This is a genomic window from Janthinobacterium sp. LM6 (genome assembly GCF_002002885.1).
GTDB lineage: Bacteria > Pseudomonadota > Gammaproteobacteria > Burkholderiales > Burkholderiaceae_D > Janthinobacterium > Janthinobacterium kumbetense.
Map to the genome: position 1 here is coordinate 1,673,790 of NZ_CP019510.1, position 13,212 is coordinate 1,687,001.

General features: G+C 64.9%; 12 protein-coding genes. 7 read left to right on the forward strand and 5 right to left on the reverse strand.

Annotation, left to right across the window (positions count from 1 at the left end):
• Positions 1-28 precede the first annotated feature (28 nt).
• Complete coding sequence (locus BZG29_RS07355; RefSeq protein WP_253192812.1) at positions 29-280, reverse strand: flagellar protein FliT; 252 nt, start codon at positions 278-280, stop codon at positions 29-31.
• A 223-nt stretch (positions 281-503) separates the two neighbouring features.
• The gene (locus tag BZG29_RS07360) at positions 504-1,331 is read right to left on the reverse strand and encodes an HDOD domain-containing protein (RefSeq protein WP_077409004.1); all 828 of its coding nucleotides are present in this window, start codon (positions 1,329-1,331) and stop codon (positions 504-506) included.
• A 138-nt stretch (positions 1,332-1,469) separates the two neighbouring features.
• Between BZG29_RS07360 and BZG29_RS07365 the strand changes: the two genes are divergently transcribed.
• The 3 genes from BZG29_RS07365 (at position 1,470) to BZG29_RS07375 (ending at position 4,578) form a co-directional block, all read left to right on the forward strand.
• Positions 1,470-3,530, forward strand: coding sequence for a M13 family metallopeptidase (locus BZG29_RS07365; RefSeq protein WP_077409005.1), 2,061 nt, complete (start codon positions 1,470-1,472; stop codon positions 3,528-3,530).
• A gap of 69 nt (positions 3,531-3,599) precedes the next feature.
• Positions 3,600-4,238, forward strand: a complete 639-nt coding sequence (locus tag BZG29_RS07370; protein WP_077400634.1) for a class I SAM-dependent methyltransferase — start codon at positions 3,600-3,602, stop codon at positions 4,236-4,238.
• Positions 4,239-4,392: 154 nt separating this feature from the next.
• Positions 4,393-4,578, forward strand: a complete 186-nt coding sequence (locus tag BZG29_RS07375) for a CsbD family protein (protein WP_077400637.1) — start codon at positions 4,393-4,395, stop codon at positions 4,576-4,578.
• A 74-nt stretch (positions 4,579-4,652) separates the two neighbouring features.
• Here the strand turns inward: BZG29_RS07375 and BZG29_RS07380 are convergent, their stop codons facing one another.
• The 3 genes from BZG29_RS07380 to BZG29_RS07390 form a co-directional block, all read right to left on the reverse strand.
• On the reverse strand, positions 4,653-6,863 hold the full coding sequence (locus BZG29_RS07380) for a S9 family peptidase (protein ID WP_077400639.1): 2,211 nt from the start codon (positions 6,861-6,863) through the stop codon (positions 4,653-4,655).
• A gap of 189 nt (positions 6,864-7,052) precedes the next feature.
• Positions 7,053-7,892 (reverse strand): PhzF family phenazine biosynthesis protein, encoded by an 840-nt coding sequence (locus tag BZG29_RS07385; RefSeq protein WP_077400642.1) that lies wholly within the window; start codon positions 7,890-7,892, stop codon positions 7,053-7,055.
• 15 nt (positions 7,893-7,907) lie between these two features.
• Positions 7,908-9,299 (reverse strand): MATE family efflux transporter, encoded by a 1,392-nt coding sequence (locus BZG29_RS07390; protein ID WP_077400645.1) that lies wholly within the window; start codon positions 9,297-9,299, stop codon positions 7,908-7,910.
• Between the two features lie 188 nt (positions 9,300-9,487).
• On the opposite strand from BZG29_RS07390, the gene BZG29_RS07395 reads away from it, so the two are divergent.
• The 4 genes from BZG29_RS07395 (at position 9,488) to BZG29_RS07410 (ending at position 13,137) form a co-directional block, all read left to right on the forward strand.
• Positions 9,488-10,153 (forward strand): beta/gamma crystallin family protein, encoded by a 666-nt coding sequence (locus BZG29_RS07395; RefSeq protein ID WP_077400648.1) that lies wholly within the window; start codon positions 9,488-9,490, stop codon positions 10,151-10,153.
• A 179-nt stretch (positions 10,154-10,332) separates the two neighbouring features.
• Entirely contained in the window at positions 10,333-11,193 is an 861-nt protein-coding gene (locus tag BZG29_RS07400; protein ID WP_077400651.1) for a beta/gamma crystallin-related protein, read from the forward strand.
• Between the two features lie 102 nt (positions 11,194-11,295).
• Positions 11,296-12,288, forward strand: a complete 993-nt coding sequence (locus BZG29_RS07405; RefSeq protein WP_171984953.1) for a beta/gamma crystallin-related protein — start codon at positions 11,296-11,298, stop codon at positions 12,286-12,288.
• Positions 12,289-12,447: 159 nt separating this feature from the next.
• A complete protein-coding gene (locus tag BZG29_RS07410; protein ID WP_077400657.1) occupies positions 12,448-13,137 on the forward strand; it encodes a beta/gamma crystallin-related protein in 690 nt (229 codons plus the stop codon).
• Positions 13,138-13,212: the final 75 nt, after the last annotated feature.

Sequence of the window (13,212 nt, forward strand, 5' to 3'; positions counted from 1 at the left end):
TTTGTCGTTTCTGGCGCTGCAATATGACTTACATGCGGGCGCGCGAACCTTGCATGGCGTTCGGCAGCTGCGTCATCCACGGTTCCGTGATGGTGCGGATTTCGCGGTCGTTTGCCAGGATTTGCTTGAGCAAGTCGATCTTGCGCAGGCGCGAGGCGCCGGCCAGGGCAGGAACCTTGCCCGTCATGACCGTGCTGGCGGCGCTGGCGCACTGGTTTTCCAGGGCATCCAAGTCATTCCAGTCGCTCAAACGTGCGGCCACGACCATTTTATTGGTCATTCCTGCAATATTTTCATACATCGAGAGAACGTCGTTGGAGGTCATGAGCACACCCGTAACTAGTGAATGGATTACCGCTTGTCCAGATTAGCGGCAGATTCAGCGGGAACTTGAGGGTGTTTTTGAAAAAAAAGTGAAAATAATTTGGATAGTTTGGGCGGGCCGCCGGAATCGCCCGCAAACCCGCATGGATAAAGGGTCGGCGATTCCGGCGGTGGGGGATTTATTTGACGAGTTCTTCCAATCCCGCGCTCAGTTCGGCTGGCGGCGGCATCTTGTCGACCAGCACGGAGGGCGGCAAACCCAGTGCTTCGGCCACGTTGCCGGGGTAGCAGGCGATGATTTCTTCATTGCTCAGTGCATTTTCATCGATGCGGGCGCGCCAGGCGGCCAGGTGGATGATGGCGGCCAGGCGGTTCAGCGGCGCCTTGGCCAGCGGGTCGGGAAAGGCGGCGATGGCGTCGGCAAAGGCAGGAGGAAACTTCCAGCGGCGCGCCAGTTCGGCGCCCACCTGCGCATAGTCGTAGCCCAGCGAGACCCGCTCCGCGTCGAGCCGGCGCGCATCGAGCGGCGGGGCGATCTTGTCGAGCTGCATGGCTTGCTCGGGCATGGCGGCATGGATCACCAGTTGTCCGATCGCATGCATCATGCCGATGGTGAACGCCAGATCCTGGTTGTCGCCCGTCTGCCTGGCGATCCAGCGGGCCGACACGGCGCTGTGCAGGCTGTAGCGCCAGAATTGCGGCAGGTTCAGGCCGGGCACGGCCTTGAAGCCGCTGACCAGGCCCGAGCTGATGACGAGGGTGCGCACGGTAACAAAACCGAGCATCAGCACGGCGTCTTCCACCGTGCCGATGCTGCGCGAGACGTGGTAATAGGCCGAATTGGCCAGCCGCAGCAGCTTGGCGCTTAAGGCCGGGTCTGCTCCCAGCTGCCGCGCGATGTCTTCGGTGGCGATGGCGGGGTTGTCGAAACTGCGCACCAGTTCATCGACAATCTTCGGGGCGGCAGGCAGGGCGTGGGGTTGCTGGAACAGCGCTTCCAGTTGCATGGCAATCTCCTTGGCGTACACGCGGCACGGGGTCGTGAAACTATAGGCCGATTTTTTGTCCGCATGCAAAAAAGTTCCGGGATGCTTTTTGCATGGGAAACAGGCTATGATTTTGACTATTCCATCGAAAGGATCGCCATGCACGGTTTGCGTTTTTCCTGGTCCCGGACGCCAGTCCAGGCCGCCATCGTCCTCGCCCTGGCCGGCGTTTCGCTGACCGGCTTGCCCGCCCGGGCGCATGGCCAGCAGGCGGCCGCCAGCGCCGTGGCCCCCGCTGCCTTGCCCGGCGACGACTTCTATGACTACGTGAATGGCGACTGGCTGCGCGGCACGGAGATTCCTGCCGACCGCAGCAGTTGGGGTTCGTTCGCCATCCTCGCCAATGCCACCAACGAGCGCATCATCGCCCTCGTCGAAGGCCTGGCGGCGGCGCCGCAGGCCGATGCCTCGGCGCGCCAGGTCAGCGATTTTTACCGTTCCTGGATGGACGAATCGGCTATCGAAGCGAAAGGCTGGGCGCCGATCAAGCCCTTGTTGAGCAAGATCAATGGCATACGCGACCAGGCAGGACTGGCCCGCGCGCTGGGCGAGAGCTTGCGCGCCGATGTCGACCCGCTCAATGCCACCAATTTTTATACGGAAAACCTGTTCGGTCTGTGGGTGGCGCAAGACTTGAACGACACCACGCGCAATATCGCCTACCTGCTGCAGGGCGGACTGGGCTTGCCCGACCGCGCCTTTTACCAGGGCGACAGCATCCGCATGCAGGGCTTGCGCGCCGGCTACCAGGCGCATATCGCCGCCATGCTCAAGCAGGCCGGCTACGGCGATGCGCCGGCCCGCGCCGCGCGCGTGTTTGCGCTGGAACAGCAAATTGCCGCCAGCCACGCCAGCCGCGAGGATTCGGCCGATGTCGCCAAGGGCAATAATGCGTGGCGCGCCGCCGACTTCGCCAGCAAGGCGCCGGGCCTGGACTGGCAAGCCTTCTTCCAGGCGGCCGGCCTGGGCCAGCAGACGGATTTCATCGTCTGGCATCCGTCGGCCATGACGGGCAGCGCCGCGCTGGTGGCGAGCGTGCCGCTGGCCACGTGGAAGGATTTCCTGGCCTTCCACGCCATCAACCATTTCAGCACCACCTTGCCGAAGGCGGCCGCCGACCAGCGCTTCGCCTTCTATGGCAGCGCCCTGAGCGGCACGCCGCAGCAGTCGCCGCGTAGCAAGCGGGCGCTGGCCGCGACGAATGCGGCCCTCAGCGACGCCGTCGGCAAGCTGTACGTGGAGCGCTATTTCCCGCCGGAATCGAAAGCCCGCGTGCAGGACATGGTGGCGAATATCGTCGCCGCCTTCTCGCGCCGCATCGACAAGCTGGACTGGATGGCGCCGGCCACCAAGGCGCAGGCGCAGGAAAAACTGCAAACCCTGTACGTGGGCGTGGGTTATCCGGAACGCTGGGACAGTTATGCGGGCTTGCGCGTGGTGCGCGGCGATGCGCTCGGCAATGTGCAGCGGGCGGAGCAGTTTCACTATCGCCAGGAACTGGCCAAGCTGGGCCAGTCGCCCGACCGCAAGGCCTGGGCCATGCCGGCGCAGCTGGTCAACGCCGTCAATCTGCCGCTGCAAAATGCGCTGAACTTCCCCGCCGCCATCCTGCAGCCGCCATTCTTTGACCCGCAGGTATCCGACGCGGCCAATTATGGCGGCATCGGCGCCACCATCGGCCATGAGATCAGCCACAGCTTCGATGACCAGGGCGCGCAGTTCGACGCCCAGGGCAAGCTGCGCGACTGGTGGACGCCGGCCGACCTGGCGCATTTCCAGTCGGCATCCAAGCAATTGGTGGCGCAGTTCGCGGCCTATAAACCGTTCCCCGACCTGGCCGTGAATGGCCAGCTGACCCTGAGCGAAAACCTGGCCGACCTGGCCGGCGTGGCGGCCGCGCATGACGCGTTTGCGCTATCGCAACAAGGCAAGCCGGCGCTGGCGGACGCGGACCGCGATTTCTTCACGGGCTATGGCGTCAGCTGGCGCAGCAAGGCGCGCGAAGCGGCGGCGCGCCAGCAAATCCTCACGGATGGCCATGCGCCGGCGCAATACCGCGCCGCCACCGTGCGCAACCTCGACGCCTGGTACCCGGCCTTCGACGTCCAGCCTGGCCAGCAGCTGTACCTGGCGCCGGAGCAGCGCGTGCGCGTCTGGTAAGAGTGCTGACGCTGCCGGCCGGGGAGCTGGCCGGCAGCGTAAAATGCGTGCATCACCGACAGGAGCAGCATGAAGCCGACCCAGCAAGACCCCATCCACGCCATCACGGGCCGCACCCTGGCCCATTACGACGCCAGCGCCGAGCAGTTTTTCGAAGGCACGCGCGACCACGACGTCAGCCAGAATATCGGTGCGCTGCTGAGCGCCATCGGCAAGCCGGCGCCCCTGGCCATCCTCGACCTCGGTTGCGGCCCCGGCCGCGACCTGAAGGCGTTCACGGCCATGGGCCACCATGCCACGGGCGTCGATGGCTGCCCGCGCTTTGTCGAGATGGCGCGCGCCTACAGCGGCTGTACCGTATGGCAGCAGGATTTCGTCGACCTCGACCTGCCCGCCGCACACTTCGACGGCGTGTTCGCCAATGCCGTGCTGTTCCACGTGCCCAGCGCCGCCTTGCCCGGCGTGCTGCACGCCTTGCACGCTTGCCTGAAGCCCGGGGGCGTGCTGTTCAGCTCGAACCCGCGCGGGCAGAACCAGGAGGGCTGGAACGGCGCGCGCTACGGCAGCTATCACGACGAAGAGACGTGGGCCGCGTATGTGCAGGCGGCCGGCTTTACCCTGGTCGAGCAGTACTACCGCCCGCCGGGCTTGCCGCGCGACCAGCAGCCGTGGCTGGCCACCGTGTGGCGCAAGGATTTGACGGCCTGATCGACGATGTTGGCACTGTGTTAGGAACCGTACAGAGCCTTTGATCCCCGCTGCGTACTATGGACACATCGACACGCAACAAGCAGCGTGTGAGCCGCAGTACCGGCCCTTGCGGGCTGGACAACAGATGTACCAACTACAGTGAGGATCCATCATGAACAAAGATCAAGTCGAAGGTAAACTGAAGGAAGTCGGCGGTAAAATCCAGGAAGCCGCTGGCAAGATCGTCGGCAGCGAAGAACAGCAAGCCAAGGGCCTGGCAAACCAGGTCGAAGGCAAAGTGCAAAAGAAAGTTGGCGATGTCAAGGATGCAGTCGAAACTGTGACCCGCAAGCCATAATTTCTGCTCCAGCATAAAAAAACCGCCGCCTGTCGCGAGACAGGCGGCGGTTTTTTATTTGATGCAGCGCAAGCTTATTGTGCTGGCTTCATCAGGTTCTGCTTGAAGAACAGCTCGATTTTCTTGTACACGTGGCGCTGGCCCGCGCGCGACGAGATGCCGTGCTTGGCGCCCGGATACGTCATCAGGTCGAACTGCACGCCGCGGTTCACCAGCGCGTCGATCAGGCGCGTGCTGTTGCTGAACAAGACGTTGTCGTCGGCCATGCCGTGCACCAGCAGCAGCGGCGACTTCAGGCCGTCGAGGTGGGCGAACACGGTGCTGGCCTTGTAGCCATCGACGTTTTCCTTCGGCATGCCGAGGAATTGCTCCGTGTAGTGGGTGTCGTACAGCGACCAGTCGGTCACGGGCGCCACCGATACGCCCATGGCGATCTTGTCGGACGCGGCCGACAGCAGGCGCAGGGTCATGAAGCCGCCGTAGCTCCAGCCGAACACGCCGATGCGTTTCGCATCGACGAAGCTTTGCTTGGCCAGCCAGTCGATGCCGACCAGCTGGTCCGCCACTTCGGCCGCGCCCAGGTTGTGATAGATGGCGTCCGTGAATGCGCGCTCGCGGCGCGACGAACCGCGGTTATCGAGGCGGAAGACGACAAAGCCCTGCTGCGCCATGTACTGGTCGAAGTTGTTGCCCCAGCGGCGGGCCACGTGCTGCGAGTGCGGGCCGCCATACGTCGACAGGTAGACGGGGTAGCGTTTGGCAGCGTCGAAGTTCGACGGCTTGACGATGGAGTAATACAGCGTCTGGCCATCGTTGGCCTTCAGGGTGCCGTACTCGGTCGGCAGGTGGTCCGCCTTGTATTTCGCGTATGGGTGGCTGGCGTTGAGCGCGTTTTCTTCCAGCCAGCCCACCATGGCGCCGTCCGGACGGCGGATGCTCACTTGCGGCGGCGTGGCCGGGTCGGAATACGTGTCGACGAACACTTCGCCATTGCGCGAGAACGTCGTGTCGTGCCAGCCGTCGGCCTTGGTGACGCGTTGCGGCTTGTCGGCCGTGCTGCCGTCGAGGGCCAGGGCGTAGGTCTGCTTGTCGATGACGGCGTCGCGGTTCGACGACACGAACACTTTACCGGTCTTCTGGTTCACGGCCAGCACGCTGTCGATGCCCCACTCGCCGGAAGTGACCGGGTGCAGCAGCTTGCCGCCCATGTCGTACAGGTACAGGTGGTTGCGGCCCGTGCGCTCGGACGACCACAGGAAGGTGCCGTTCGACAGGAAGCGCAGGTCGTCATGGATGCTGACCCAGGTTTTCGACGTTTCCGTCAGCAAGGTGCGCTGCGCTAAAGTAGCTGCATCGACGGCGACCAGGTCCAGGGTCTTCTGGTCGCGCGACTGGCGCTGGTAGACGAGCGACTTGCTGTCCGCGCTCCAGTCGGCGCGCACCAGGTAGATGTCCGGGTTCGTGCCCAGGTCCACCTGGCGCTGCGCGCCCGTTTCCGGCGAGACGATCAGCAGTTGCACCAGCACGTTCGGGTCGCCGGCGGCCGGGTAGCGCTGCTCGACGACGTCGGTGCGGTCGGCGAAGATTTCGAAGCGGCGCGCGACGGGCACGGGCGCTTCGTCGTAGCGTTTATAGGCGATGGCCGAATCGTCGGGCGCCCAGTAGTAGCCGGTGCGCTGTCCCATTTCTTCCTGCGCCACGAATTCGGCTTCGCCGTTGCGTATCGTACCCTTGCCATCGGCCGTCAGCTGGCGTTCCTTGTCCGTCTTGAGGTCGATCACATAAATGTTTTGATCGCGCACAAACGATACGTAGCGGCCTTTCGGCGAAATTTTCGGATCCAGCACATTGCCCTTGGCGACCAGGCGCGCCTTGTCCGGGTGGGCCGCGTCGACCAGATACAGATTGCCGGCCAGCGGCACCAGCAGCTGTTTGCCGTCCGGCGACCAGCTGTAGCTGAGAATGCCGTTCAGGCTGGCCGTGCGCTCGCGTTCGCGGCGCGCCTGCTCTTCGGGCGAAATCGTTTCATTCGGCACCAGCGCCTTCGAGTCGACCAGGCGGTGCGTGCTCTTGTCCTTCAGCTTGAATTCCCACAGGTCGAGCTGGAACTGGTTGTCCGCGCGGCCGCGCAGGAAGGTGACGCGCTCGCCGTCGGGCGAGACCTTCAGGTTGCGCACGCCGGGGCCGGCCAGCGCCGGATCGGCGTGGATGCGTTCCAGGGTCAGCTTTTCAGCCGATGCGGGAACGCTGGCCATCGCGGCCAGGAAACAAAGAATAAAACGCATGGATGTCTCGGTAGTTGGAAGGGAAGGGCACTGCATGTTAAGGCGAGCTTGAGCGTTGCCTAAGCGTAAGACGATACCAGAGCGTGCCTGTTTATGCGATAGCCCATGCCACGGAATATGGCGTTCCTGGCCATATTTCCTTCGTCAAAAATATCCAAGCGCCGCCCATTCCATGGCGCTTTGCCCCGTTCAGGCCAATATCGTGCCTTCGATTACCGTCAGGCACGCGCCGCCTATCCAGGCGTGTCCATCGCGGAAGATCACGGACACGCGGCCGTCGCGCTGCAGGCACGTGCCCTGGCGGACCGTATAGTCGGCGCCCGCCAGCAGGTGCGCGATGCAGGCGTTGGCGCTGCCCGTGACGGGGTCTTCCACCAGCGCGCCATGCTCGCTGAGCAGCGCGCGCACTTCGTAATCGGCCGGCCCGCCCGCCGCGTGCGGCCCGTACAGCGCCAGGCCGTCTGCGCCGGCGGCGGCCAGCAAGGGCGTCAGCGCGGCGATGTCGGCGCGCACGGCCAGGCAGGCGGCGGCGCTGGCCAGCGGCACGCACAGCCAGCGGATGCCCATGTCGGCGATGGTGGCGCCAGCGGCCGGTTCTCCGCCCAGCGCCGTTTGCAGCAGCGGCAGCAGATCCGGGGCGAGCGCGCGCGTGCTGCAGGGCGGCGCCTGGAAGGCCAGCACGCCGCCGGCGCCCCGTTCTATCTGCACCAGGCCGACGCCGCATTCCTGCACGATGCGCGCGGCCTTGGGCCGCATGCCCGCATCGAGCAGGGCGTGCGCCGTGCCCAGGGTCGGGTGGCCGGCGAACGGGAATTCCATCTCGGGCGAAAAAATCCGCACGCGGTAATCGGCGGCCGGGTCGCGCGGCGCCAGCACGAAGGTGGTTTCCGACAGACCCGTCCAGCGCGCGATGGCCTGCATCTGCGCGGCGTCGAGGCCATTCGCGTCCAGCACCACGGCCAGCGGATTGCCGAGGAACGGCACGCTGCTGAAGACATCGACTTGCCTGAAGGGGCGTGGTTGCGGCATGGGGTGCTCCTTGTATCAGGCTGCGCGCAGGCGCTGCAGCGACAAACGGTTCAAGTACCAGGTCAGCAGCACGGCGGCCACCGTCAGGCCCGTCACCAGGCCGATCCAGAAACCGGCGGCGGCCATCGGCTCGGCCGGCGACCAGATGAAGCCTTGCGGCGCCAGGCCCAGCACATAGCCGATCGGCAGCGAGAAGCCCCAGAAGGCCAGCAGCTGGATCAGCATCGGCTGGCGCGTCACCTTGTAGCCGCGGATGGCGCAGGAAGTGGCTACCTGCGTCGCGTCGGACAGCTGGAACAGGGCGGCGAACAGCAGCAGCTGCGCGCACAGGGCCTGCACCTGCGGGTCGGACGTGTAGGCTTGCGCGATCTGGTGGCGGAACACGGTGATCAGGGTGGCCGAGACGATGGCCGCCGTCAGCGACATGGCCACGCCCACCCACGAAATGAAGCGGGCGCGGCGCAGATTGGCTTCGCCCACGGCATGGCCCACGCGCGTGACCAGCGCGATGCCGAACGTGAGCGGCACCATGAAGACGACGGACGAGAAATTGAGGGCGATCTGGTGCGCCGACACCTGGATCACGCCGAAGCGCGCCACCAGCAGGCTGATGACGCCGAACGCGCTCACTTCGGCAAAATACGTGACGCCGATGGGCAGGCCCAGGCGCAGCATGGGGCCGATGGACGACAGCTGCGGCCATTCCCAGTGCGTGAACGGATACGTGGCGCGGTAGGCGGGCGCGATCCTGATCCACGCCAGCATGGCCAGCAGCATCATCCACACGCAGCAGGTGGTGGCCACGGCGCAGCCCACGCCGCCCATCTTCGGCATGCCCCAGTGGCCGTAGATCAGCAGGTAGTTGACGAAAATATTCAGCGCCAGGGCGGCCAGGGCGATGACCATCACGGGCTTGGTCTGGTTGATGCTGGTGCTGTAGCCGTACAGCGCGCGGTAGGCGGCGAACGGCGGCAGCGCGCAACTGATGATGTGCACGAACAGCTTGGCCTTGGCGGCAACCGCCGGTTCGAGCATCAGGTGGTCGAACACCAGCGCCGCCATGTTCGTCAGCAGGCAAGCCACGAGGCCCACGAGCAGCGCCTTCCACAGCGACTGGCGCACGATGTGCGGCACCCGGTCGTGGCGCGCGGCGCCGATTTCATGCGCCACCAGCGTATTGATCGCCATCATGATGCCGCTCACGGTGACGAGCACGATGGACCAGATGGCCGCGCCCAGCGACACGGCGGCCAGCTCCTCGGGATTCGTATGCCCCGTCATCGCCACGTCGGCCGCGCCCATGCCGACGGTGGCCAGTTGGCCAATCAGGATGGGCCAGGCCAGCTTCCACAGCGAGGAAACTTCATTGCGGACGGCGGGCAGGGTGAACGAGGTCGTGTGTGGCATGGGCGGCAAGCTTGACTAAACACAAGATTCTACCGGCATTCGCCGTGCTTGTCCGACGCGGCGCCCCCGGCGCCCGCCACGGTAATCATTTGTTACAGCTAAGAAGGCCAGTCGCGGATAGACTGCGCGCTCTATTTGGCAAAATGACCAAATAGTCAACCGCAGTACCCTGACTATGGAGTAAGACCATGTTGAAGAAAGCTTTGAACTGCGCCCTGCTGCTGGGCGCCGCCATGACGGCCGAACTGGCCGGCGCCGGCGAACTGACCCTGTATTCGCGCGACGATTATCACGGCCGCTCGCAGACCGTGCGCGACGCCGTCGCCGACCTGGAAGAGGTCCGTTTCAACGACACGACGCAAAGCATCCGCGTGCGCTCGGGCCGCTGGGAAGCGTGCGAGGAAGCCGATTTCCGCGGCGCCTGCTTCCTGCTCGAGGCGGGCGAGTACCCGTCGCTGGACGGCCGCGCCAATAAAATCACCTCGCTGCGCGAAGTGCGCGGCGGCTGGGATGGTTATCCGGGCCGCGACCGCGACCGGGGGCGCGACTGGGACGGCCGCCGTGACCGCGACCGCGAGCATGGCCATCTGCCGGGGCGCTCGCTGGGCGGCGAACTGACTTTCTACACGCGCGACGATTTCGCCGGCCGCAGCTTGACCGTGCGCAATAGTTCGGCCGATTTGCGCGAGCGCGACTTCAACGACACGGTGCAAAGCGTGCGCGTGCGCTCCGGCTATTGGGAAGTGTGCGAGGACGTGGATTTCCGCGGCCGCTGCCGCACCCTGGAACCCGGTGAATACGCAAGCCTGGAGCGCCTGAGCAACCGCATCTCGTCGGTGCGCGAAGTGCGCTGACGCGGGGCAGCGCGTCAGCGAAATGGCAATAACCGGCTCCCGCAGCGCTGGTTATTGCTTTTGGTAACAATTTGTTGTCCTTTTCTCATACTTTGTTACACCGTTTTTTCTGCGGATGGCTACACTGACATCAGTTGTCATGTCGATCACTTGCCTTTGCCGCCACCGGAGACCGCCCCATGAATCGCCCGTTCGCTTTTGCCCTGCTGTGCGCCAGTTCGCTGTTTGTCCACCTCGCGGCGCAGGCCGGCGAGATTCGCCTGTACACCGACGATAATTTCAAGGGCAGGGTGGTAGTCTTGCGCGATACGACCGATGACCTGTCGCGCGTCAATTTCAATGACACCGCGTCGAGCATCCAGGTTGAGTCGGGCAGCTGGGAAGTGTGCACGAATTCCGATTTCAAGGGCGATTGCAAGACGCTGGAGCGCGGCGACTACCGCTCGATGCCGGGCATGAACGACAAGATTTCATCCGTGCGCGAAGTCGGCGGCAGCAGCGGCGGCGGCCGCCGCGCGGCACTGGAATTGTATGCGGACGGCGGCCAGCGCGGCGCGTCGGCCGGCATCAACGCGGACCGCGATGACCTGGTCGACATCCGCTTCAACGACCGCGCCAGCAGCGCGCGCATCGAATATGGCTACTGGCAGCTGTGCAGCGATTCGAATTACCGTGGCAGCTGCCGCGTGTTCGGGCCTGGCAGCCACGATGACCTGGGCAGCCTGAGCGGGCGCGTGTCGTCTGCGCGCCTCGTCGATCCGCGCGAAGAGAACCGTCCGCAAAATAACGAGGGACTGGTGGTGTTGTACGGCCGCGCGTTCCTGAAGGGGCCCGGGCTGCAGGTGAACCGCGACGTCAGCGATCTGGTGCGCCTGAACTTCAATGACCAGGCCGCCTCCATCGCCATCCACGAAGGCACCTGGGAAGTGTGCACGGACTCGCAGTTCAACGGCAGTTGCGAGCGCATGGGGCCGGGCAAGTATGAAACCCTGGGCGCGACGCTGGAAAAGCGCATTTCCTCGCTGCGCCGCCTGTACTGAGCGCGCGACCGGGCCTTCGCCGAGGCCTTGTATTTGTTACACTAGCATCCTGGCGCAATCGCCAGGCAAATCATCACCAAAGAATGAAGAATGGAGTTAATCATGACGGGCCCTTTCAAACACGCGCTGGCATGCGCGGCGACCTTGCTGCTCTCGCTGGGGGCGCATGCGACCGCCCATGCGGGCGATATCACCTTGTTCGAGGATGATAATTTCCGGGGCCGCGCCGTGAACCTGCGCGAGACGACGGACGATTTGTCGCGCTTTGGCTTCAACGACAAGACGTCGAGCATCCTGGTGCGTTCAGGGACCTGGGATGTGTGCAGCGATGCCGGCTTCCGCGGCAATTGCAAGACCCTGGGGCCGGGCGAGTACCGCTCGATGCCGGGCATGAACGACGCCATCAGTTCGGTGCGCGAATCGGGGCGCGGCGACGGCTACAATCCGGGACGCCCCGGGCGCGATCCGGACCGCGGCCATGGCGGCTATGGCCGTGGCGGCACCCTGGAAGTGTATTCGGGCGCGGGGCAGAATGGCGGCTCGGCGCGCCTGAACCGCGATACGGACGATTTCGTCAGTATCGGCTTCAACGACCGCACCACGAGCATCGTCATCTACAACGGCTACTGGCAGCTGTGCAGCGATTCGAACTACAACGGCGTGTGCCGCATCTTCGGCCCCGGCCGCCACGACGACCTGGGGCGTGGCCTCGACGGGCGCGTGTCGTCGGCGCGCATGGTCGACGAACGCGAAGCGCGCCGCCAGCAGCAGTACGATAATCAGTACCAGCGGCCGCAGTACGACCAGCCGCAGTATCCGCAATACCAGCAGCCGCAGTACCAGCAGCGCGGCGCCGTCCTGCTGTTCCCCGAAGCAGGCATGCGCGGCGAGCCGCTGGCGCTGGACCGCAATGCGGAAGACCTGGTGCGCTACAACTTCAACGACCGCGCCTCGTCCATCGTCGTCAACGAGGGGCAGTGGGAAGTGTGCAGCGATTCGAACTTCCGCGGCCGCTGCGAAGTGATCGGGCCGGGAGAATACGGGCGCCTGAACGGCATGGAAAACCAGATTTCCTCGCTGCGCCGCGTGCGCTGATTTCCTTCTGCCGCCATGCAGACAGGCCGCCTGCCGGGTTGATCCCGCCAGGCGGTTTTTACATTCCCTGCCGTGCGCTGACATTTGCTTGCCCTTTGTTACACTCGCCGCCTGCCGCCTGGACTACACTGGCGAAAATGTCTCAGTATTGGAGTTGTCATGGTTCGATCTTTCCGGCCCGCGCTGCTGTGCGCCGCCACCTTCCTCGCCCCCTTTGCCGCATCGGCGGGCGAAATCACCCTGTTCGAGGATGCCGGCTACCGCGGCCGCCCGGTCACCCTGCGTTCCGATGCGGGAGATTTGTCGCGCATGGGCTTTAACGACAAGACCTCCAGCATCATCGTGCGCTCGGGCACCTGGGAAGTGTGCAAGGACGCCAATTACCGGGGCAGCTGCCGCACCCTGGGGCCGGGCCGCTACAGCAGCATGCCGGGCATGAACGACGCCATCTCTTCGGTGCGCGAAGCGGGCCGCCCGGGCCATGGCGGCGGTGACCACCGTCCCTACCCGCCGCGCCCTCCGCGTCCGGAGCCGGAGCGTCCTTATCCCGGCCATCCAGGTTATCCCGGCCACGGCGGCGGCCACCGTCCCGACATGAATGGCGCCGTGCTGATGTTCCCTGACGCCGGCATGCGCGGACGGCCCGTGCGCCTGGACCGCGAAGTGCATGACTTGAACCGCTATGGCTTCAACGACCGCGCCGAATCGATCGTCGTCAATTACGGCCGGTGGGAGTTCTGCGTCGATGCCAATTTCCGTGGCCGCTGCGTGGTGATGGGGCCAGGCAGCTATGGCCGCCTGCATGGAGGCCTGGACCGCCGCATTTCCTCGGTGCGCCGCGTGCGCTAGGCATTTTCCGCTGCCATTTTCACCGCCCGCGCGCCCCGTGCCCCGCGGGCGGTGTTGTATTGTGCGCACGCGCTG